This window comes from Bradyrhizobium sp. Ken01 (assembly GCF_055807355.1).
Genome location: NZ_JBVVPC010000005.1, coordinates 47197 through 67932 on the forward strand (window position 1 = coordinate 47197; position 20736 = coordinate 67932).

Consider the following 20736-nt stretch of genomic DNA (forward strand, 5'->3'; position numbering starts at 1 on the left):
GCTGCTACCGTGATTCTGCACTGATGGCGCTCTGTATCATCCTGCGCCGGTTTGAGGTCAGGGGCGAGACGTTGAGCGCCGTCGCAATGAGCGCGCTGAAACTGCTGGCGATGCCGGCGGCCGCGTTCGTCATGGCAAAGCCGCTCGCCTTGCCGCCGATCGCAGCCGGCGTGATCGTGCTGTGATGCCGACCGGCGCCAACGCCTACATCTTCGCGGTGCAGTATCAGCGGCTCGTGAACCCGGTGTCGGTAGCTGTGGCGTTGGGCACGCTGCTGGCGGCGGTGATGTGGCCGGTGGTGTGGGTGGTGGCGAGGTGAGGTGTCAGAGCCTAGCGAGCGCGCCGCACCACCTCCCAAATATCAAATCAGCGCAGGCCCAGGAACGAGAGCACCACACCAACCACGACGACGAGTCCGACCAGATAGATAAGTCCGTTCATGTCTCAGCTCCTCAGCGTTGTCAGTCCTGCCGCAAAACAAACACCCAAGGTCGTGAAAAGGTTCGGCGTTGCCCGACGCCGATTTCTCCTGAAATGGGGGAACGAAAGCGACCGATCCTGCGTCGTGGCGTGCCGAGCCGTCGCCCCCATCCTGACTGCCGAAAGAGTTATTGAACACGCTGGCCCGCGCGCCAGGCCATCTCCCAGAAGTCCGCCTCGAGGCGGGTGGCTTCCTTGAAGATCGCCATCAGCTCTGCCTCGCGGGCCGGCGTGGCGTAGAGATCGGCGAGATGCTCCATATGCGCCCGCGCTTTGGCAGCGACCTCCTGGTACGGCGCGCCGGCGTACTCGGCGATCCAGACGCGGTAGGCGTTCGTCGCAGCGTCCGCGAGGGGGAGCGAGGCGAGCCGCGTTGCGATCTCCGCGTACCCGATCACGCAGGGGGCAAGCGCCACCTTGAGTGCCAGCAGGTCGCCGCGCATTCCCGCGTCGAGCACGTAGTGTGTATAGGCCAGCATCTCGGCTGCTGGAGCGGCCTGTTCAAGGTCGGTCGGGGACAGACCCCAATCGGCACAGAGCTTCACATGCAGGTTCATCTCGACATCGAGGATGGCCGAAAGGCCGGCCGCTGCTTCACGCATGTCGGCAAGCCTGGGCGACTTGTAGACCGCGAGCGCGTAGGCGCGCGCAAACTCGATGAGGAACAGATAGTCTTGAACGAGGTAGTGACGAAACGCCGCTTCGGGGAGCGAGCCGTCCGCCAATCCGTTCGTGAAGGGATGCTCGGTGTAAGCCCGCCACTCGACGGATGCTGCTGTCTTGAGACGCTCGAAGAAACTCACGATCTTTTTCGCCTGGGGTGCTTGCGCATGAACGTCTTTGGCTCGCTACCGATAGCGCATTGCGAATTGGGGAGCTACGGCGACCGCGGACAAAACGGGCTTTGGGCAGCGTTGCGGATGGGGCCCTCCCCGGGTCGAGAGTCTTGTGCAACATCACATTATCCCGTAATTCCGTTCGATAGTCCACCTATCGCGGGGAACGTGCTAGGGCAGACGTGATGGACCCCACCCCCGGGTCCAAAATTCGCCGGCCCGATGCGCGGTCATAGTAGTCCGCGCAATATATATGCGTTGCGTGGCTAACAGAAATTGTGTGCCACGCAGAGCTTCAATCGCTCGAGCGGCAGCGTTGTTTTAAATCATAGCGCCACACACTAGCAGGATATGACCCGATGGCTCGCCTCTGGATTGTTCGCGCTGGGAAGCACGGAGAGCGAGAGCTTGCTGCGATAGAACAGAACAGACTCCTGCCAGGCTTCCTCGAGGTAGGCGACCTGGGACCCTTGCAAGGCCGAAACGCGATCCTGGCTCATCTACAGCAGGCACTGCCCGGAGCAGCACAGAATACACTGAAAAACTTTGCTGCCCAACTCAACCAGTTCGCGCACACAATCCAGATCGGCGATCTTGCGGTGATGCCACGGAAGGTAACGAACGGAGTCGCCATAGGAAGGGTCACAGGTGAGTACGCCTATGGCGCCGACGACACATATCGGCACTCCCGCTCGGTGACATGGCTCAAGACATCCATACCGCGCGATGCTTTCAAGCAGGATCTGCGTCATTCCTTCGGCGCGTTCATGACTATTTGTGAAATCAAACGCAACGGCGCCTTTGAGCGAGTACGTTCGCTGCTTGACACCGGTATCGACCCGGGCGCGTTGTTAGGCGCACAGGGAAAGGCGTCTGTACACGTCTCCGACGACGAAACTGAGGAGGCGGACTACGCGACCGATATTGAGGAGATCGCCAATCAGCAAATCATATCTCTAATAAGCTCCGAGTTCGCAGGCCATGCATTGGCCGAGTTGGTAGCTGAAATCCTGAGTGTCGAGGGTTATAAAACAAAGGTGTCACCCCCCGGCCCCGACGGTGGCGTGGATATCCTCGCAGCTGGTGGCGTGCTCGGTCTTGGCCAAGACCGCATGTGCGTGCAGGTGAAATCTGGAGACGGCGCAGCCAACCATGACGTGGTGCTACGCCTGATTGGTTCTATGTCTAATGTCCAAGCCTCGACAGGATTGTTAGTGAGCATCGGAGGAGTTAACGCACCGGCACAGAGGGAACTCGATCACCACTTTTTCAAGCTGCGGCTTTGGCAGATGCCGGACTTGCTGACAGCGCTTTTTCGAGCTTACGACCGTCTTTCGGACGAGACTAAAGGGAAGCTACGCCTCAAACAAATCTGGGCGCCCGTATCTGGGGATGAGGCTTGACTGCACTGTGTCCACGATGTCCATAGCGACAGAGTTATCGCGCCTTGGCTGCAATTTCGGTGACGGTGCACGAAGTTGATCTCACTGCGGTCGCGGAGTTTTATGCACTGTCACCGTAGTCCTAGATAGGATGTGATCTTTAAGCGCCGCTCCTATTTTTGCTTTCCGCTCATTTATGAAGATCGAAAGGTCGGGCTCTTCTATATTGACGCCAAAGAAAAAGATTCCTTCGACGAAACGAAGGAAGCTGACGTTTCAGTAAGGGCCCAGGAAGAGCTTGCGCCGCTGGTGGCTAAGGTCATGGACGATTAGGCCCCCGTCCCCGTGCGGATCAAGATAGATCGAAGCCTGGCTCCCTATCCAAAGGAAGCCTAGATCAGCAATGGCCGGGGCTTGCATCTGTAATGCGGGGTACGCAGCGCCCAGAAAATAGCTGAACGATATGATCCGATCTCCTAGCCACGCTGGACAATGTACCCCGATACGACGCTGTCGCACCCTGCTATCTTTGAAGAATGCGGCTCCGGAATGTCAGCGGCGCCTATGCTATTTGTTTGAAGCAAGCGTAACCCTGCGTTCTCTATCATTCTCCTCTGAGTAGCCTCTGGCTCTACAAAAGAAGGAAGATAAATTCGTTCGCCTTCTCGCGTCTGGAAGAGTGCGGCCCCACGCTGCTCCTCGGCTGACCGCATTCTAAATGACGATGCCCAATCGTAAGAAGGCGTAGTGAAGACGCAGTAGCCTCCCAATTTTAGCGTGCGCTGGACTTCATTCCAGAAACGGGACTCGTTAAACGGATCGGCAAGGGAAGCTACTATCAACGAAAATGTGTTGCCTTCGAAAGGGAGTGCCAAGGCATCGCCGACCACCAGGTCAGCGATTTGGCTGAACTTTCGCGAATAAAAGATCATGTCCTCTGACTTGTCGAGGAGGATCAGGCGGTCAAACTCATTTGGAGTGAGTTCGCCAAGGAGGGCATCGGCCCTAAGTTGTCGCAAATTTCGGGCTGTACATTTTTCCCAGTTCTAACGACCTGACGCTCCAGCCGCCGCTAGCCAGCGGCGCGCGTACTCAGTCTTCCATGCGGATCGTTAATCACGAGTTCGACCGATTTAGAACGCGCGACGTAACGCGCGTTCCTCAGAGCCTCTCCGACGGGCATAGCCGTCGAGTAAAGACTCGCTTTATTCGGCCGCGGATCGTGCATTCGGAAAACGCCAAGGAGCTGGCCGCCGGGGTGTTGAAAGACTTGAAGATCGACGAACGGCGCTGGTTTCCTCTTGCCTGTCCCTTCACAAGTGGGACAGCCTGTCGTTGTCGTTTCAGGCGTCTCGTTCGATGGTACGCAGTCGAAAGGCAAATATTTCAAGCCGATGCCATGGCAGACCGAGCACTGGCTAACCTGGTCCAACTTCAAGACTCCATCGAATCAAATGCCGATACAGCTCTTCATTGGGCTGCAAACATTGGGGCCGAAATAAGCAAGCTCGGCGCCTTGCTTGTGAACAACGTTGCTAGCGCTTGGGCGAGCGACCCTAGGCCGGTGAGGATTGCCCTTGTCCGAATCGCCCACCGCGCATTTACTGATAGACAGCCTTGCGGGAGGTACTGCAAGATGAGCGAGCAACACCAACGTGAACGTGTGTCCGTCGGCTGGTCCGGCTTCAGTGTGGAAGGTCAGACTTCCACACTGCTATTCTTCGCTCTCATAGCTGCGCTGGTGATAGCGGCGTTCGCTACAGGCAAGGCTTCGGTAATCCTGGATTCGTGCTTCGGCGCTAGGCGGTTTTGGTAGGTAAACGCCTCCGGCGTCTGTCCAGTCCTGTCGTTGATGGCAGAGCGCCCAGCAATTTCGGCTATAGCCGCTTCGACTATAGCCGCGAGCGGACCTGACCTGTCTCTAGGAGCCGACGCGCAGGTCAAGGGCTCGGGAAAGCGCGCCGCAGGTCCAGTAAGTTAGTAGAAGATGGACTGATCCACTGCACTGGTACAGTTGGGTGGGCTCGAACCACCGACCTCCTGTTCCACAGACAGGCGCTCTAACCAACTGAGCTACAACTGCATCCTTGCGAGCCGCCCGGGGCGCCCTTGATAGGGCCGAGAACCAAGGGGGGCTGGACGGGGCGGAAACTAGGTGCAACGGCCGTTTTTGGCAAGGCCGCAAACGGACGAAAAACTGGGGTAAATCACCCTCAGCGCAATGAAATCAGGCTTGATGGCGACCGTAGCGAGGTTGCGCTCCCCTCGCCCGCTTGGTGGCGACACTCTCGTTGAGGAGAGAGCCCTCTCCCGGCCTCTCCCGCATCCGCCTTCGCCAAGGCTTCGGCGGACATGAGCGGGAGAGGTGAAGAAAAACCCGGGCTCTAGGCCCGGGTTTCCTAATTTAAGCGGCCCACTCCGCTCAGGCGGCGGGGTAGAGCTTCGCGGCGGAGGCCTTGATCGGCTCGGCGGCGGCAGTGGCCGCGCGCTGGGCGATCTCGGCGAGCTCCTTGGCCTGGGCCTGGAAGGTCTCGAGCTGCGACTTGGAATGGCTGGTCCACAGCGCGAACGCATCCTGCGGCGCCTTCACGCTGAACAGCTCCTGGGTGAAGTCGAGATGGGCCTTGGTGTTGGCCTTCGCGAACTCCATCAGCTTGGCGGTGTATTCGCTCACGCCCTTGTGGGCGGACGAGAACACGGCCTCGACGGTGCCGTTGTGGGTCTCGGCGGCGTCCTTGAACTTGGCGTAGTTCTCGCGGGCCTGCGACACGCCCTTTTCGGCGAACGCACGCACCTGCTCGGGGACCTCGAACGGAATGATCGAGGCAGAAAACGGATCAGTCGCACCTGTCATGGGTATCCCTCACACTAATGAAAAAACGGAGTGAGCCTTCAGGCGCGCCCGCCGGCCAACCGGGTGACGGGTGCGAAGACTGGAAACACGAAACGAATGATGGCTCGCCCAGCGCGAGGACCATGCCTGCCTAAAATGTCAACATTGTGCATCGCAACGGGTTTGAGGGTGCGTTGCGCAAATTTAATCTCGGGGAGGATGAGGTTCCCGGGCAGGGGAACCGGTGGGTTGAGGTGTCTGAGTGCGCCAGCAGCGCTCTTTCCGTTCCCTCCCCCTTGTGGGGGAGGGTCAGGGAGGGGGGTGCCGCACCGGGATTATGTCCGTCGCGCTTCGGCCTCGGGGCAACGACTGGCAGCTTTTGCTGGGCTTACCCCTCTCCCTAGCCCTCCCCCACAAGGGGGGAGGGAACGCAGCTGGGTTGGGGCGCGAGTTGGGCTTGATGCAACTGACCATCCGCTACGCGCGAATCCTGCGGATGCAGCGCCGGCACGCCTTGCGGGCCTGGGGACATTAAGGTTATCGCGGCTTTAGGCCTTGGCGCATAGGCTTGGGACGTGGACCTGCCAGCGGCTGCGGGCGATACTAACCCTTTCTTAAGGCTGCCATTCCCGGCAGCCTGATGCGCACAAGCGGGACGCGAAGCCGGTCGGATGACGAGTTCGGATTTCCAGTTGCGAGGCGTGGGCGATCCCCGGCTGGCCGTGCACGCGACTTCGCCGCTGCCCGCCTGGCTCTGGTCGATCGACGGCACGCGCGTGCTCTGGGCCAATCCGGTCGGCGCAAGGCTGTTCGGCGCGGCCAACGCCACGGCGCTGGCGGACAGGATTTTCGGGCCCACCGACGGCCACCGCCGCCAGATCGTCCGTCTTGCCGGCCGGCTGCCTCCGAACGGGGCGCTCCGGCTCGAACGGCTGCGCGGCTTCGGCGCGCGGCTCGGCACGCTGATGACCTGCGCCTGCGCCCGGCTCGACTTCGCCGATGGCGGCCGCGCGGTGCTCGTCACGGCGATGGATCCGATGCTGCGCTCGATGCCGCTCGTCGAGCGGCTGCTGCGTCTGGTCGACGGCGCCAAGACGCCGATGGCGGCGTTCGCCCCCGACGGCCTGTTCGTCGGCGCCAGCGAAACGGCCCGCACCCTGCTCGGCTTCCGCGATCTCGGCGAAGCAGGCCTCGAACAGGCGCGTAGCGATGCGCTGCGCCAGGGCCGCGCCGAGACGCCGATCGGCATCGGCCAGATGGTGCTGCAGCGGGTCGGCAGCGGCGCCGATGTCGGCCTGGTCGCGCTGATCGAGCCTGCGGTGCAGCAGGCGGCGGCTGCGAGTGATGAGGTTGAAGCCGGGGCCGCTGAAGAGGTCGCGCGCGAAGACATTGCCCAGCGTGAGGCTGCGCCGGCCCCTGCTCCGGCCGCCGTACCGGAGCATGTGCAAGCAGCGCCGCTGCACGAGGCGCCATCCGAAATCGCGCTGTTCGATGCCTTCGCCGAGCCGGTCGACGCGCCGGAAGCAACCGCGACAATCGCCCCGGCGACTCCGGTTGAAAACAAGACTCCGGTTGAAGAGAAGACTCCGGTTGAAGAGAAGACTCCGGTTGAAAACTCGGCGGAAGCCATGGTGTCGCCGCAGGCCGCGCCGACCGTGACCGGCATGGTCGAGCCGCCGTCGGGCCACGAAGAGCCGCCCGCACCGCGTCAGCATCCGCTGCGCTTCCTCTGGAAGGCGGATGCAGAGGGCCGCTTTGTGCTGCTCTCCGACGAATTCATCCACCTGATCGGTCCGCGCACGGCCGCCGGCTTCGGCCGCCCCTGGCACGAGATCGCCGACGCATTCGCGCTCGACCCTGAAAGCCGCGTGGCGCAGGCGCTTGCCAGCAAGGACACCTGGGCCGGGATCACCGTGAACTGGCCGGCCGATGGCGGCGAGCATCTGCCGGTCGAGCTCGCCGGGCTTCCGGTTTACGACGGCGAACGCAATTTCGCGGGCTTCAGGGGTTTTGGCGTCTGCCGCGATCTCGACGGCCTCAACCGGCTCGATGCGCTCAGGCGCTTTGAGCTGCTGGCCGAACCGGCGGCGCCGCAAAGCCTGTCCGCCGATGTGGTCGAGCCCGAACCCGAACCGGAGCCAGTGTTAGAGGCGCCGCCGCCTCCGCCGATCGAGCCGCCCGCGCCTGAGCCTGAAGCCGAACTGCCCGAACCCACACCCGACGCGAATTCACATCCAACCGATCCGGAAACGCCAGTGGAAACGCCTCCCAATGTCCTGCCGTTCCGCGCGCCCGGCGACACGCGATCGCCGACACTGACGCCGGTCGAAAACAGCGCGTTCAACGAGCTCGCGCGGCAATTGTCCGAGCGCCTCGAACGCGACAAGGAAACCATCGCGGCATCGGCCGAGCCTGCGGATGCCGAGATCACGCCTGAAGCGCCGTTGCCCACGCCAGAGCCTGAACCGCCGCATGCGCCGGCCGAATGGCTGAGCGAGCCCGCGCCGCCCGCGCACGGCCACAGCACGCGCGACCGCGCGCTGCTCGACCTGTTGCCGACCGGCATCCTGATCTATCGGCTCGACCGCCTGCTCTACGCCAACCCCGCGTTTCTCGCGCGCATGGGCTATGCCAGCCTGAGCGCACTGGAGCACGCCGGTGGACTGGATGCGCTCTATGTCGAGCCGGGCGTGTCCGCGGCCAGCAGCACGTCGCAAGCAGGCACGCCCGTCACGATCAGCGCGACGCTCGCCAATGGCGAAGCGCCGCTGCCGACCACCGAGGCACATCTGCACGCGATCGACTGGGACGGCGAGAGCGCGCATGCGCTGATCTGCGCGCTGCCGCAAGCTGCAACCGTTGCGCCCGTTGTCGCGGAGACCGTGGTCCCTGAGGCCATTGTCCCGGAGACCATTGTTCCGGAGATCTTGCCCACCGAGCCCGAGGTCGGCGAGGCGGACGCGGAAGATCTCGCCGCCATCCTCGACACCACGGCCGAGGGCATCGTCATGTTCGACGCCGAAGGCAACATCCACGCCTGCAACCGCAGCGCCGAGGCGCTGTTCGGCTATGACGGCGAGACGCTGATGCAGCAGAATCTGGTGACGCTGTTCGCGCCGGAGAGCCAGCATGTCGTCATCGACTATCTGGAAAACCTCAAGAGCCAGGACATCGCGAGCCTGCTCGACCACGGCCGCGAGGTGCTGGGGCGCGAGAAGAAGGGCGGCGTCATTCCGCTCGCCATGATCATGGGCCGCACCCGGCCCGACGGCCCGAACTTCTTCGCCGTGTTCCGCGACCTCTCGCAGAGCAAGCAGGGCGAGAGCGAGCTGACGCAGGCGCGACGCCTGGTCGACGGCGCGGCCAATGCCAAGGCCGACATGCTGGCGCGGATCAGCCACGAGATCCGCACGCCGCTCAACGCCATCATCGGCTTTTCGGAGGTGATGATCTCGGAGCGCTTCGGCACGCTCGGCAACGAGCGTTATGGCGAGTACATGAAGGACATCCGCGCCTCCGGCGAGCGCGTCATCGCCATCATCGACGATCTGCTCGAGCTGTCGCGGATCGAGACCGGCAAGCTCGACCTCACCTTCGCCAACCTCAACCTCAACGATCTGGTCGAGGCCTGCGTGGTCGTGATGCAGCCGCAGGCCAATCGCGAGCGCATCATCATCCGCACCTCGCTCGGCCATGCGCTGCCGCAAGTGAGCGCGGATGCGCGCGCGATGCGGCAGATCACCATGAATCTGATCTCGAACTCGATCCGGCTCGCCAGCGCCGGCGGCCAGGTCATCGTCTCGACCGCGCTCACCGACCGCGGCGAGGTCGCACTTCGGATCCGCGACACCGGCCACGGCCTCAGCGAGCGCGAAGTCGCCGCCGCGATGGAGCCGTTCCGGACGCCACCGCCCGGCGACGCCGAGGACAATTCGGCGCTGAGCCTGTCGCTGACCAAGGCCCTGGTCGAAGCCAACCGCGCACGCTTCAACATCAAGAGCGCGGCGAACTCCGGCTCGCTGATCGAGGTGGTGTTCGCACCGGCGCTGGCGCAGGCTTGAGCCTTCACCACATCGTCGTCCCGGCGAAGGCCGGGACGACCCGCGTTGAGAAAGCTCGCAAGCCCAAATCACCCAAACAAAAAGGGCACGGCGTTTGCGGCGCCGTGCCCTTCGCATTCAATGAGGCTATCGTCTCAGCTGTAAATCTCGAACAGTCCCGCGCCGCCCTGGCCGCCGCCGATGCACATCGTCACGACGCCCCATTTGGCCTTGCGGCGCTTGCCTTCCTGGAGGATGTGGCCGGTGAGACGCGCGCCGGTCATGCCGAAGGGATGGCCGATCGCGATCGAGCCGCCGTTGACGTTGTACTTGGCGGGATCGATGCCGAGCTTGTCGCGCGAATAGAGGCACTGGCTGGCGAAGGCTTCGTTGAGCTCCCAGAGATCGATGTCGTCGATCTTCAGGCCATGACGCTTCAACAGCTTCGGCACGGCAAAGATCGGGCCGATGCCCATCTCGTCCGGCTCGCAACCCGCCGCCGCCCAGGCGACGAAGCGGCCCATCGGATTGAGGCCGCGCTTCTCCGCGTCCTTGGCTTCCATCAGCACCACGGCCGCGGCACCGTCCGACAGCTGGCTGGCGTTGCCGGCCGTGACGAACTTGCCGGGACCCCTGACGGGCTCGAGCTTGGCGAGACCTTCCAGCGTGGTCTCGGGCCGGTTGCACTCGTCGCGATCGACGACGTAATCGACGATCGACTCGGCTTTGGTCGCCTTGTCGACCACTTTCATCTTGGTCTTCATCGGGACGATCTCGTCCTTGAACTTGCCCGCCTGCTGCGCGGCGGCCATGCGGCGCTGCGACTCCAGCGAATACTCGTCCTGATATTCACGGCTGAGCTTGTAGCGCTCGGCGACGATATCGGCGGTGTCGATCATCGCCATGAAGATCGCCGGCGCCGTCTTGAGCAGCTCGGGATCGATCGATTCCTTCGGCGTCCCGCCGCCCGGCATCGAGATGCTCTCGACGCCGCCGGCGACGATGCAGTCGGAACCGTCCGAGCGGATCGAGTTGGCGGCCATCGCAATGGTCTGGAGACCGGACGAGCAGAACCGGTTCACCGAGACGCCCCCGGTCGATTTCGGCATTCCTGCCAGCAGCGCGGCCTGGCGGCCGATGTTCGGCGCGCCATGGGCGCAATTGCCGAGATAGCAATCCTCGACATAGTCCTTCTCGACGCCGGCGCGGTCGACCGCGTGGTGAATGGCGTGGGCCGCGAGCGACATCGGCGGGGTGATGTTGAACCCGCCGCGGCCGGATTTCGCGAGGCCCGTGCGTGCATAGGAAACGATGACGGCTTCACGCATTGTTTTCTCCCTTTTCGAACGATTTTGACCGGAGCGCCGGTCGAGGTCTTCTCGGCGCCATTGGTACACAATGTCCAGTGGTCGCGGGAGAAATAAAAACGCCGCCCTCGCGAGAGGGCGGCGTTGTTCCGCGGGTCGGAATATGTCGGCGTATCAGAACGTCAGCGCCTTGACCTGCTTGACCTGCGGCAGGGCCTGCACCTTGGCGAGCAGGTCGGCGGGCACCGCGCCGTCAACCTCAATCAGCGCGATGGCATCGGAGCCCGGCGCGACGCGGCCGAGATGGAAGGTCGCGATGTTGATCTTGGCATCGCCGAGCAGGCTCGCGAACTTGCCGATGAAGCCCGGCTTGTCCTCGTTGGTCACGTAGATCATCGACTTGCCGAATTCGGCGTCGACGCGGATGCCCTTGATGTCGACCAGGCGCGGCTTGCCGTCGGCATAGACCGTGCCCGAGACCGACCGCTCCTGCCGCTCGGTGGTGACGGTGACGGTGATCAGGCTTTCATAGTCGCTCTGGGCGGCGCGGACGATCTCGTCCACCACCATGCCGCGCTCCTTGGCGACGACGGGCGCGGAGACGACGTTGACCTCGCCCAGCATCGGCCGCAGCAGGCCGGACAGCACGGCGGAGGTGATCGCCTTGATCTTCATCTCGGCGACGTGGCCTTCATAGGTGATCTCGACCTTGAGGATGCCGCTCTCGGTGAGCTGTCCCGCGAACGAGCCGAGCTTTTCGGCGAGCGCGATGAACGGCTTCAGCTTCGGCGCCTCTTCCGCCGTGATCGAGGGGAAGTTGACGGCATTCGAGATCGCGCCGGTGAGCAGGTAATCCGACATCTGCTCGGCGACCTGAAGCGCGACGTTCTCCTGCGCTTCGGTGGTGGACGCGCCGAGATGCGGCGTGCAGATCACGTTGGGATGACCGAACAGCACGTTCGCGGTGGCGGGCTCCTCGACAAAGACGTCGAATGCGGCGCCGGCGATGTGCTTGGAATTCAAGGCGTCGACCACGGCCTGCTCGTCGACGAGGCCGCCGCGGGCGCAGTTGATCAGGCGCACGCCCTTCTTCATCTTGGCTATCGCGGCTGCGTCGATGATGTTCTTGGTCTTCTCGGTCAGCGGCGTATGCAGCGTGATGAAGTCGGCGCGCTTCAAGAGATCGTCGAGCTCGACCTTCTCGACGCCGATGTCCCTGGCGCGCTCCGGCGACAGGAACGGATCGAACGCGATCACCTTCATGCGCAGGCCGAGCGCGCGGTCGGCGACGATCGAGCCGATGTTGCCGCAGCCGACGACGCCGAGCACCTTGCCGGTGATCTCGACGCCCATGAAGCGGTTCTTCTCCCACTTGCCGGCCTGGGTCGAAGCATCCGCCTGCGGAATCTCGCGGGCCAGCGCCAGCATCAGCGTGATGGCGTGCTCGGCGGTCGTGATCGAATTGCCGAACGGCGTGTTCATCACGATGATGCCCTTGGCCGTGGCGGCGGGAATCTCGACGTTGTCGACGCCGATGCCGGCGCGACCGATCACCTTGAGATTGGTGGCCTTCTCGAGGATCTTCGCGGTCGCCTTGGTCGCGGAGCGGATCGCGAGGCCGTCGTAATTGCCGATGATCTCGGCGAGCTTGTCCTTGTCCTTGCCGAGATTGGGCTGAAAGTCGACCTCAACGCCACGATCCTTGAAGATCTGCACGGCGGCGGGAGAGAGCGCGTCGGAAATGAGAACTTTGGGTTTGGTCATGGGAATGATCCCTGATGGTCGATAAATCTGAGACCGTCATCCGCAGGCTTGACCCGCGGATCCATTCTCTTCGATGGATGGCCGGGTCAAGCCCGGCCATGACGAGATGAGATAGCGCGACGAGCGAAGCTTGCTTACGCCGCCTTGGCGAGCGTGGCCTTGGTCTCGGCAAAGGCCCAGTCGATCCACTGGGTCAGCAGCGCGACATCGCTGGCCTCGACGGTGGCGCCGCACCAGATGCGCAGGCCGGCCGGCGCATCGCGGTAGTAGGCGAAGTCGTAGCCCGCGCCTTCCTTCTCGACCAGCGCCACCAGCTTCTTGGAGAAGTCGGCCTGCGCGTCCTCGGAGAGCGAGGTGATCGCGGGATCGGTGAACTTCAGGCACACCGAAGTGTTGGAGCGGATCGCGGCGTCCTTGGCGAGGAAGTCGATCCAGGGCGTCTTCGCCTTCCAGTCGGCGAGCACCTTGGTGTTGGCGTCGGCGCGCGCGATCAGCGCCTTCAGGCCGCCGATCGACTTGGCCCAGTTCAGCGCGTCGAGATAATCCTCGACGCAGAGCATCGATGGCGTGTTGATGGTCTCGCCGATGAAAATGCCTTCGTTGATCTTGCCGCCCTTGGTCATGCGGAAAATCTTTGGCAGCGGCCAGGCCGGCTTGTAGGTTTCGAGCCGCTCCACTGCGCGGGGCGACAGAATCAGCATGCCATGCGCGGCTTCGCCGCCGAGCGCCTTCTGCCAGGAGAAGGTGACGACGTCGAGCTTGGCCCAGTCGAGAGGTTGCGCGAACGCGGCCGAGGTGGCGTCGCAGATGGTCAGGCCTTCGCGGGTCGTGCTGATCCAGTCGGCGTTCGGCACGCGCACACCCGAGGTGGTGCCGTTCCAGGTGAAGACGACGTCGGACTTCGGATCGACCTTGGAGAGGTCGGGGATCTCACCGTAAGCCGCGTTGAGCTTGGTGACGTCCTTGAGCTTCAATTCCTTGACGATGTCGCTGACCCAGCCCTCGCCGAAGGATTCCCAGGCGAGCGTGGTGACGGGCCGGGCACCCAGCATCGACCACAGCGCCATCTCGACCGCGCCGGTATCGGAGGCCGGCACGATGCCGATGCGATAATCGGCGGGCACTTCGAGCACCTCGCGCGTCAAATCGATCGCGAGCTTGAGCTTGGTCTTGCCGACCTTCGCGCGATGCGAACGGCCGAGCGCTGCGTCCTTGAGATTTTCGGCATTCCATCCGGGGCGCTTGGCGCAGGGGCCGGAGGAAAAATGCGGCACGTTCGGCCGCGAAGCGGGCTTCGCTACAGTCATCGTCTACCCTTCCAGATAGTAAGCCTCCCGTTGGGGGGAGGTGTCCCGCCGCGGCTGATACGGGAATCGGGAAGGGTCGTCAAGGAAGTTCCGGGGCCTCACGCGCGAGTGATGTTGTCTCCGGTGCGATTTTGGGGGATTCGACGGCGGCGAGCGCGTTCAACAAGTCCGTGGCATCGTTGATCAATTGCGCGGCGCGGCGGCGGCTGCCGACTTTCAAAATGCATTTGTCATTGGCCTGCACGACGTAGTCGTTACCGACCTTGATCATCGAATAGCTTGTCATCGAAATCCCCGAACCGATCGAGCCCGGTTTCAGACGCTCGCGTAGCACCGTTCGTTCCTGGTTCCACGTGAACGTCGAACGGGTAGTTTATCAGCTCTTAAGATGAACGTATGCGCGATCCGATTTCGTTGATCGCGCAAGGCGCATAGCGTGCTGCGTCAAAAGCGGACAGTCATGCCGACGTGACTCGCCGTGAACCCAAGCCGCTTGTAGAAGCGCTGCGCATCCGTTCGCGTCTGATGCGTCAGCAGTTCGACCAGATTGCAGCCGCACGCTTTCGCTTCCGTCACCGCCCATTGCACCAATTGCTCGCCGATGCCGCGGCTGCGGCAATCGGAGGCAACGCGGACGTCTTCGAGCAAACCGCGCAAGCCGCCTTGCGAGCTGAGACCCGGCAGGATCGCGAGCTGCAGGCAGCCGACTACCCTGCCCTCGCTCTCGGCAACCACGAGCTGGATATTTTGGTCGCGATCGACCCGCGCGAATGCCTCGTAATAGGACGCAGGCAACGGATCTTCCACGCGCTCGCGTGCGCGCCCGAGATGATCGTCGGCGAGCATCGCCACGATCACAGCAACATCCTCGCGGCGCGCGGGACGAATGGAGACGGATTCGCCGTTCATTGAGTTACTCCTGCCTCAGCGCGCCTTAGCGCACTTGGGAAGGCCGAGAAAGGTCTCGGCTTCGCCGATCCAGCGGCGGATGGCGGCATAACGACCGAGATCGAAGCCGCCTTCATGCGCGACGCGCGTATAGGCAAGCAGCGAGACGTCGGCAAGCGAAACGTCATCACCGGCGAAGAAGCGGCCTGCCGCCAGATGCTGCTCCATGCGATCGAGCGCCGCATAGCCGCGCTTGACCTTTTCGGGATCGAGCTCGGAGGCGTTCTTGCCGAGATAGACGATCTGGAAGCGGCACACCGCGATATAGGGCTCGTGGCTGTATTGCTCCCAGAACAGCCATTCGTCCATCTTCGCGGCAGTGAAGGCATCGCGCGGAATGAGCGCACTGTCGCGCGCGAGATAGCGGATGATGGCATTGGATTGCGCCAGCGTGCGACCTTCGTCGAAGGCCACCGTGGGCACCTGGCCGGCGCCGTTCATCCTCAGGAATTGCGGCGTGCGGCTTTCGCCCTTGCGAGTGTCGATCTCGATCCACTGGTAGGGCAGCGCGAGCTTGTCGCAGACCCACTTCACCTTCAGACAATTGCCGGAATTGGTATCGCCGTAGATCCGCATCGCTGCCCCCGCGTTCAGCGACAGAGCATCAGGACGGAGGCGGCCTGTCAATCGGCGGCGCGCGCGCCCGTCAGAACTTGTAGCCGAGACCGGCGCGGACGGTATTGATGCTGGTGTCGACCGCCGAGCTGAAGCGGATATATTCGTACTCACCGCGGAAGAACAGTCCACCGACCAGATTGACGTCGACGCCAAGACCGGCGGTGTAGCCGTAGATCAAATGGTTATGCTGGGCGTCCGTCGAGCTCAGCGGCGCGAGTGGAGTATAGGGACCTAATAGGGTCGCGCTGATGCGGTCCTGCGCACTGACCGTGCGGATGATGTCGGCATTTCCGAGTGCGAGACCCGCGAACATGTAGGGCAGAAAGCATCCCCAGGCGTAAGCTGCGCGGCCGCGGAATGTCGCCATGTCGCTGATGTTGATCGACGACGTGGAGGTCGCCGTGACGTCGTGAAAATTGTTGTCGGACAGGACGAGAGCGCTGACGCGCCGCTCCGAGGCTGACGCCGTTCCACCGAACTTGCCGTGCAGGTAGCTCATTTCGAGGCCGAGTACGACGTCGTCCCACTGGGCATTGTAGCCGACGAAAGCGCCGTAGCCGCTGGTGCGCTGTGAAGCCTTGCCAAGTCCGAGGTTCCACTGCGATACGCCCATCTCACTTTCGATCAAGGTATCGGCCAACAACGCCGCCATCATATTGCTGGTCGAGCCTCTGAAGTTCTCATCCGACGAGCCATAGCCGCCCTGGGCGCCGATATAGCTTCCCTGCCAGTTGACGCCGGACTTGCTCAGGCCGTCGGTGAAGCTGCCGCGCAGGATGGGCAAGTCAGAGAGATCGGCCGCTTGCGCCGCAGACACCGTCCCCAACATCGCCGCCGCCAACAAAAGCCTACGCATCGAACGCTCCATCGAACTCGAACTTTCAGCCGTGATCATGGCTCGTTAACCTTAACCAATGGTTGCGCCGGAGCCTTTCGTCGCCGCGCGCCATGAAAAATTCGCAAAGCAAAACGGCGCGGGATGATCCCGCGCCGTTAAGAGAGGTTAAGCGATGAGGCTGCCGATCAGCCCTTGGTGACGAGCGGCGGCATGTAGGCCGGCGGGCTGTTGAGATCCCAACGCACGCCGAGCTTGACGTCGTGCGAGGTGAGCTCCTTGATCTTGATCGTGGACGGACCCGAAGCGCTGTTGTCGAACAAGCGATAGTTGCCGGGCGCCGCGTCGCCGAGGTTCATGTAGCTGTAGGCCAGTTCGACGGTGAACCCGGGATTGACCTTGTAGGCGAGACCGGCGTGGGCGGCCCAGGCGAGGTTCCACTTTCCGTTGTCGGCGAAGTAAGCGACGCTGTTGTTGAGCCCCGGGCTGTACGACACGCCGTCGTCGCGGAAGCCGCTGAGCTTGTTGTAGGAGCCGCCGACACCGGCGCCGATGAACGGGGTGATGCACCACCAGGTGCCGAGATCGACATAGGCATTGGCCATGACGACCCACTCGGATTTGCTGCCGCTGTAATTGTTGACGCCGACGAAGCCGGGTCCAATGACGTTGTCGCTGCCGTGCAGATTGGCCCTGCCCCGGTACTGGCCGATCACGTCGCCACGGAACCAGTTGTTGAAGCGGTAGCCGACGCCGAGATCGAACAGCGTCGCCGAGTCGAAGCCGAGTCCCTCCGTCGTCTTCGTAAACCCAGGCGCTATGGCGCCCTCGATGCTCTTGGCGCGCTGGTTGGTCATGCCGACGTCGCCGCGCAGATACCAGCCGCCGAAATCGGCGGGCGGAGCCGGGGGCGCGTACATCGGAGGGGGCGCCGCGATCGGCATGTCGGCGGCGAACGCCATCGAGGAGATCAGGGTTGCCGCACCCGCGGCAAGGAGAGACTTAACGCTACGCATTGGCTTCGTCCTTTTGGCCGGTGAGGCAAATACGGCGCCTCACGTTCTGGAAACTCACGGCCCGGACGATGCCAGCAAATGTTTAAGCGCCACTTAACCCTAATTTTTAAGGTTGATTTTTTCTGACCGCACGCGCGCATGCGGCGCGAGCGTTGCAAAAATGCAGCGCCAAATGCGACGGCTTCGCCGCATTTCCTAACGATGTATGAAGCCGCGTTGCAGCAAGAGAGGATATGTTAACGCGCGTGCCGCGGCAGCTTGGGCAGGAACACCGCAAGCAGGCCGATCGCGGGTAGATAGGCGCAGACCTGATAGACGAACGCGATCGAGGTGTGATCGGCGAGCTTGCCGAGCACGGCGGCGCCAAGGCCGCCGATGCCGAACGCGACACCGAAGAACACGCCGGAGATCATGCCGAAGCGATGCGGTACCAGCTCCTGCGCGAACACGATGATCGACGACGTCGTCGAGGAGATGATCAGGCCGATGATCACGGACAGCACCGCGCTCGCATAGAGCCCGGCATAGGGCAGCGCCAGCGTGAACGGCAGCGCCCCCAGGATCGAGATCCAGATCACGATCTTGCGGCCGAAGCGATCGCCCAGGGGACCGCCGAGAAAAGCGCCGACGGCGTTCGCCGCAAGGAAGATGAAGAGATACATCTGCGCGGCCTGCGTCGACACGCCGAAACGGTCGATCAGATAGAAGATGTAGTAGCTCGACAGGCTCGAGACGTAGAGCTGTTTCGAGAACAGCAGCGCAACCAGCACGAGGAGCGCAACGACGACGCGACGCGAGCTCGGCGCGTCGGGATGGGCTTGAGCCACCGCGGTCTTCTTCGCCTTGATCTGCGGTTCGTACCAGCGGCCGATGCGCCAGAGGATGAGGATAGCGAGAAAGGCGATCGAGGAGAACCAGGCGATGCTGCCCTGCCCGAACGGCACGACTATGACCGCGGCGAGCACCGGTCCCATCGAGGTGCCAAAACTGCCGCCGAGCTGAAACACCGATTGCGCAAAACCGTAGCGCCCGCCGGAGGCGAGCCGCGCGATGCGCGCCGATTCCGGATGAAAGACCGCCGAGCCGAGGCCGACCAGCGCGGCGGCGACGAGGATGACCAGATATTGGTGAGCGGCACTGAGCAGCAACAGACCGAAGAAGGTCGAGGCCATGCCGATCGACAGCGAATAGGGCTGCGCCTTCTTGTCGGTGTAGTGGCCGACCACCGGCTGGAGCAGCGAAGCCGTGAACTGGAAGGCCAGCGTGATCATGCCGATCTGCGCGAAGTCGAGCGCGTAGGTGTCCTTCAGGATCGGATACACGGAAGCGATCAGCGACTGCATGGTGTCGTTGAGGAAGTGCGAGAAGCTGATGCCGGCAAGCACGACATAGGCCGGCCCTGCGGCCTTGGCTGCTTGTGCCACGTCGCTGACCACGACGGGCTCGGTCAGCGTTTCCTCTGAGACGACGACTGGCTTGTTCAATGGAGCATCCCGGCCGGCGCGGCAGATTGCCGCGACAAGCTAGTTACGCTGCGCGCGGCGACCGATCCACCGCCAATCGTCGACGGCTGGGATGCGCTTCGCTCCATCCTTTGCGGGAATTCGTAGCGTAGCGCCTCAGGCCGCGGCCTGCCCGAGCGCCGAGACGATGGTATCGACGACGTCCTCGACCAGGATGCGATCCTCGCCCTCGCCCATGACGCGGATCACCGGCTCGGTGCCGGAGGAGCGGATCAGCAGGCGGCCGTGGCCGTTGAGCCGCTGCTCGCCGTCGGAGATCGCCGATTTGACGTCGGAATTGTCGAGCGGCTTGCCGCCCTTGTGACGGACGTTCTTCAGGATCTGCGGCAGCGGATCGAAGCGATGGCAGACTTCGGACACCGGGCGGCGCAGCTTCTGCACCACGGCAAGCACCTGCAACGCGGCAACGAAGCCGTCGCCGGTGGTGGCGTAGTCGGACAGGATGATGTGGCCGGACTGCTCGCCGCCGAGATTGTAGCCGCCGTTCAGCATCTGCTCGAGCACGTAGCGGTCGCCGACCGGCGTGCGCACGAGATCGAGCCCCTGCGCATTGAGGAATCGCTCGAGCCCGAGGTTCGACATCACGGTGGCGACGATGCCCGATCGCGAAAGCCGGCCGTCTTCCTTCCAGCTCTGCGCGATCACCGCGAGCAGCTGGTCGCCGTCGACGATGTGGCCGCGCTCGTCGACCAGGATGACGCGATCGGCGTCACCGTCGAGCGCGATGCCGATGTCGGCGCGCATCTCGCGCACCTTCTTCGACAGCGCCTCGGGCGAGGTGGAGCCGCATTCCTTGTTGATGTTGAAGCCGTCGGGCTCGACCCCGATCGGGATCACGTCGGCGCCCAGCTCCCACAGCGCTTCCGGCACCACCTTGTAGGCGGCGCCATTGGCGCAATCGACCACGACGCGCAGGCCGTCGAGCGACAGATCGCGCGGCAGCGTGCGCTTGGCGAATTCGATGTAGCGGTCATGCACGCCGTCGATGCGGCGGGCGCGGCCGAGACTGGCGCTCTGGGCAAGACGCTTGTCGATGGGCTCATCGAGCAGCTGCTCGATCTGCTTCTCGACGTCGTCGGAGAGCTTGAAGCCCTGCGGGCCGAACAGCTTGATGCCGTTGTCCTCGAACAGATTGTGCGAGGCGGAGATCATCACGCCGAGATCGGCGCGCATCGACTTGGTCAGCATCGCAACCGCCGGCGTCGGCATCGGGCCGACCAGCAGCACGTCCATGCCGACCGAGGTGAAGCCCGCCACCATCGCGTATTCGATCATGTAGCCGGACAAGCGCGTGTCCTTGCCGATCACCACCCTGTGGCGGTGGTCACCGCGCTGAAACGCCAGGCCTGCGGCCTGGCCGACCTTGAGCGCGAGCTCCGGCGTGATCAGCCCGTTGGCGCGGCCCCGGATCCCGTCCGTCCCAAAATATTTGCGGCTCATATCGTCCCCCACGCGACAACCAGGGATCCCCAAGACAACCTGCGGGTGCCCTGGCGGGACCCGCATCCCTGATTTGCTGAGGTCTTATAAAGCCATCGCGGCTAACTTGGCTTCAAAAAATATGATGAATCATTACGGAACCGGACGTACCCGGTGCCGATAACGCCTTGTTAACATTATATTTCCAGCGAGGACGCCGGAACAGGGCGGAACCCGCGCCTAGTCCGAGCGCTTCACATGGCCGTCCCCGCGGCTCGGCGCCGGCTGGGTGACGCTGACGGGATCGGAGCCCGGAAAGGTCTCTTCCAGACCTTCCTCCAGCGCTTCCTCGAGATCATGCTTCTCCTTGATCTCCTCCGGCGTCGGTCCGGTGTGCGGCCTGGTCATGGCGCCCTCCTCTCCACAAA

19 protein-coding genes and 1 tRNA gene are annotated in these 20736 nt (G+C 63.1%); 5 read left to right on the forward strand and 15 right to left on the reverse strand.

Annotation, left to right across the window (positions count from 1 at the left end):
- Nucleotides 1-23 precede the first annotated feature (23 nt).
- On the forward strand, nucleotides 24-185 hold the full coding sequence (locus AC0L3S_RS07225) for a hypothetical protein (protein WP_473278569.1): 162 nt from the start codon (nucleotides 24-26) through the stop codon (nucleotides 183-185).
- Nucleotides 185-319, forward strand: coding sequence for a hypothetical protein (locus AC0L3S_RS07230; protein ID WP_473278570.1), 135 nt, complete (start codon nucleotides 185-187; stop codon nucleotides 317-319). Before AC0L3S_RS07225 ends, AC0L3S_RS07230 begins: the two co-directional genes overlap by 1 nt.
- A gap of 289 nt (nucleotides 320-608) precedes the next feature.
- Here AC0L3S_RS07230 and tenA read toward each other — a convergent pair whose 3' ends face one another.
- Nucleotides 609-1283, reverse strand: a complete 675-nt coding sequence (tenA, locus tag AC0L3S_RS07235) for a thiaminase II (protein ID WP_473278572.1) — start codon at nucleotides 1281-1283, stop codon at nucleotides 609-611.
- A 392-nt stretch (nucleotides 1284-1675) separates the two neighbouring features.
- On the opposite strand from tenA, the gene AC0L3S_RS07240 reads away from it, so the two are divergent.
- Both AC0L3S_RS07240 and AC0L3S_RS07245 read left to right on the forward strand, forming a co-directional pair.
- Nucleotides 1676-2719: a restriction endonuclease gene (locus tag AC0L3S_RS07240; protein WP_473278574.1), complete on the forward strand. Its 1044-nt coding sequence runs from the start codon at nucleotides 1676-1678 to the stop codon at nucleotides 2717-2719.
- 132 nt (nucleotides 2720-2851) lie between these two features.
- A complete protein-coding gene (locus AC0L3S_RS07245) occupies nucleotides 2852-3031 on the forward strand; it encodes a hypothetical protein (RefSeq protein WP_473278575.1) in 180 nt (59 codons plus the stop codon).
- 143 nt (nucleotides 3032-3174) lie between these two features.
- Here AC0L3S_RS07245 and AC0L3S_RS07250 read toward each other — a convergent pair whose 3' ends face one another.
- The 3 genes from AC0L3S_RS07250 to AC0L3S_RS07260 form a co-directional block, all read right to left on the reverse strand.
- Nucleotides 3175-3717, reverse strand: coding sequence for a methyltransferase domain-containing protein (locus tag AC0L3S_RS07250; protein ID WP_473278576.1), 543 nt, complete (start codon nucleotides 3715-3717; stop codon nucleotides 3175-3177).
- A 987-nt stretch (nucleotides 3718-4704) separates the two neighbouring features.
- Nucleotides 4705-4781, reverse strand: a tRNA-His gene (locus tag AC0L3S_RS07255).
- Nucleotides 4782-5120: 339 nt separating this feature from the next.
- Nucleotides 5121-5552, reverse strand: a complete 432-nt coding sequence (locus AC0L3S_RS07260; protein WP_473278577.1) for a phasin — start codon at nucleotides 5550-5552, stop codon at nucleotides 5121-5123.
- Nucleotides 5553-6202: 650 nt separating this feature from the next.
- Here AC0L3S_RS07260 and AC0L3S_RS07265 point away from each other — a divergent pair.
- A complete protein-coding gene (locus AC0L3S_RS07265; RefSeq protein WP_473278578.1) occupies nucleotides 6203-9592 on the forward strand; it encodes a PAS domain-containing sensor histidine kinase in 3390 nt (1129 codons plus the stop codon).
- 134 nt (nucleotides 9593-9726) lie between these two features.
- Here AC0L3S_RS07265 and AC0L3S_RS07270 read toward each other — a convergent pair whose 3' ends face one another.
- The 11 genes from AC0L3S_RS07270 to AC0L3S_RS07320 all read right to left on the reverse strand — a co-directional run bounded on the left by AC0L3S_RS07270 (nucleotide 9727) and on the right by AC0L3S_RS07320 (nucleotide 20716).
- Nucleotides 9727-10899 (reverse strand): thiolase family protein, encoded by a 1173-nt coding sequence (locus AC0L3S_RS07270; RefSeq protein WP_106940730.1) that lies wholly within the window; start codon nucleotides 10897-10899, stop codon nucleotides 9727-9729.
- A gap of 153 nt (nucleotides 10900-11052) precedes the next feature.
- The gene (serA, locus tag AC0L3S_RS07275; protein ID WP_247358003.1) at nucleotides 11053-12642 is read right to left on the reverse strand and encodes a phosphoglycerate dehydrogenase; all 1590 of its coding nucleotides are present in this window, start codon (nucleotides 12640-12642) and stop codon (nucleotides 11053-11055) included.
- 134 nt (nucleotides 12643-12776) lie between these two features.
- Nucleotides 12777-13949, reverse strand: a complete 1173-nt coding sequence (locus AC0L3S_RS07280) for a phosphoserine transaminase (protein ID WP_473278579.1) — start codon at nucleotides 13947-13949, stop codon at nucleotides 12777-12779.
- Nucleotides 13950-14028: 79 nt separating this feature from the next.
- Complete coding sequence (locus AC0L3S_RS07285) at nucleotides 14029-14235, reverse strand: hypothetical protein (RefSeq protein WP_473262637.1); 207 nt, start codon at nucleotides 14233-14235, stop codon at nucleotides 14029-14031.
- A 158-nt stretch (nucleotides 14236-14393) separates the two neighbouring features.
- Nucleotides 14394-14858, reverse strand: a complete 465-nt coding sequence (locus AC0L3S_RS07290) for a GNAT family N-acetyltransferase (RefSeq protein WP_473278580.1) — start codon at nucleotides 14856-14858, stop codon at nucleotides 14394-14396.
- A gap of 15 nt (nucleotides 14859-14873) precedes the next feature.
- Nucleotides 14874-15473 carry a glutathione S-transferase family protein gene (locus AC0L3S_RS07295; protein WP_473262635.1) on the reverse strand — a complete coding sequence of 200 codons (600 nt, stop codon included), beginning with the start codon at nucleotides 15471-15473 and terminating at the stop codon, nucleotides 14874-14876.
- 70 nt (nucleotides 15474-15543) lie between these two features.
- The gene (locus AC0L3S_RS07300) at nucleotides 15544-16371 is read right to left on the reverse strand and encodes an outer membrane protein (protein WP_473262634.1); all 828 of its coding nucleotides are present in this window, start codon (nucleotides 16369-16371) and stop codon (nucleotides 15544-15546) included.
- Nucleotides 16372-16538: 167 nt separating this feature from the next.
- Nucleotides 16539-17366 carry an outer membrane protein gene (locus AC0L3S_RS07305; protein ID WP_473278581.1) on the reverse strand — a complete coding sequence of 276 codons (828 nt, stop codon included), beginning with the start codon at nucleotides 17364-17366 and terminating at the stop codon, nucleotides 16539-16541.
- A gap of 236 nt (nucleotides 17367-17602) precedes the next feature.
- Nucleotides 17603-18850 carry an MFS transporter gene (locus AC0L3S_RS07310; protein WP_473278582.1) on the reverse strand — a complete coding sequence of 416 codons (1248 nt, stop codon included), beginning with the start codon at nucleotides 18848-18850 and terminating at the stop codon, nucleotides 17603-17605.
- A 135-nt stretch (nucleotides 18851-18985) separates the two neighbouring features.
- A complete protein-coding gene (gene glmM / locus AC0L3S_RS07315) occupies nucleotides 18986-20329 on the reverse strand; it encodes a phosphoglucosamine mutase (RefSeq protein ID WP_027565344.1) in 1344 nt (447 codons plus the stop codon).
- A gap of 219 nt (nucleotides 20330-20548) precedes the next feature.
- On the reverse strand, nucleotides 20549-20716 hold the full coding sequence (locus AC0L3S_RS07320; RefSeq protein ID WP_473262631.1) for a hypothetical protein: 168 nt from the start codon (nucleotides 20714-20716) through the stop codon (nucleotides 20549-20551).
- Nucleotides 20717-20736 lie beyond the last annotated feature (20 nt).

Coding starts and splice junctions, on each gene's coding strand:
- AC0L3S_RS07225 (WP_473278569.1), top strand. CDS start 24: ATGGCGCTCTGTATCATCCTGCGCCGGTTTGAGGTCAGGGGCGAGACG.
- AC0L3S_RS07230 (WP_473278570.1), top strand. CDS start 185: ATGCCGACCGGCGCCAACGCCTACATCTTCGCGGTGCAGTATCAGCGG.
- AC0L3S_RS07240 (WP_473278574.1), top strand. CDS start 1,676: ATGGCTCGCCTCTGGATTGTTCGCGCTGGGAAGCACGGAGAGCGAGAG.
- AC0L3S_RS07260 (WP_473278577.1), bottom strand. CDS start 5,552: ATGACAGGTGCGACTGATCCGTTTTCTGCCTCGATCATTCCGTTCGAG.
- AC0L3S_RS07265 (WP_473278578.1), top strand. CDS start 6,203: ATGACGAGTTCGGATTTCCAGTTGCGAGGCGTGGGCGATCCCCGGCTG.
- AC0L3S_RS07270 (WP_106940730.1), bottom strand. CDS start 10,899: ATGCGTGAAGCCGTCATCGTTTCCTATGCACGCACGGGCCTCGCGAAA.
- serA (WP_247358003.1), bottom strand. CDS start 12,642: ATGACCAAACCCAAAGTTCTCATTTCCGACGCGCTCTCTCCCGCCGCC.
- AC0L3S_RS07280 (WP_473278579.1), bottom strand. CDS start 13,949: ATGACTGTAGCGAAGCCCGCTTCGCGGCCGAACGTGCCGCATTTTTCC.
- AC0L3S_RS07285 (WP_473262637.1), bottom strand. CDS start 14,235: ATGACAAGCTATTCGATGATCAAGGTCGGTAACGACTACGTCGTGCAG.
- AC0L3S_RS07290 (WP_473278580.1), bottom strand. CDS start 14,858: ATGAACGGCGAATCCGTCTCCATTCGTCCCGCGCGCCGCGAGGATGTT.
- AC0L3S_RS07295 (WP_473262635.1), bottom strand. CDS start 15,473: ATGCGGATCTACGGCGATACCAATTCCGGCAATTGTCTGAAGGTGAAG.
- AC0L3S_RS07300 (WP_473262634.1), bottom strand. CDS start 16,371: ATGCGTAGGCTTTTGTTGGCGGCGGCGATGTTGGGGACGGTGTCTGCG.
- AC0L3S_RS07305 (WP_473278581.1), bottom strand. CDS start 17,366: ATGCGTAGCGTTAAGTCTCTCCTTGCCGCGGGTGCGGCAACCCTGATC.
- glmM (WP_027565344.1), bottom strand. CDS start 20,329: ATGAGCCGCAAATATTTTGGGACGGACGGGATCCGGGGCCGCGCCAAC.
- AC0L3S_RS07320 (WP_473262631.1), bottom strand. CDS start 20,716: ATGACCAGGCCGCACACCGGACCGACGCCGGAGGAGATCAAGGAGAAG.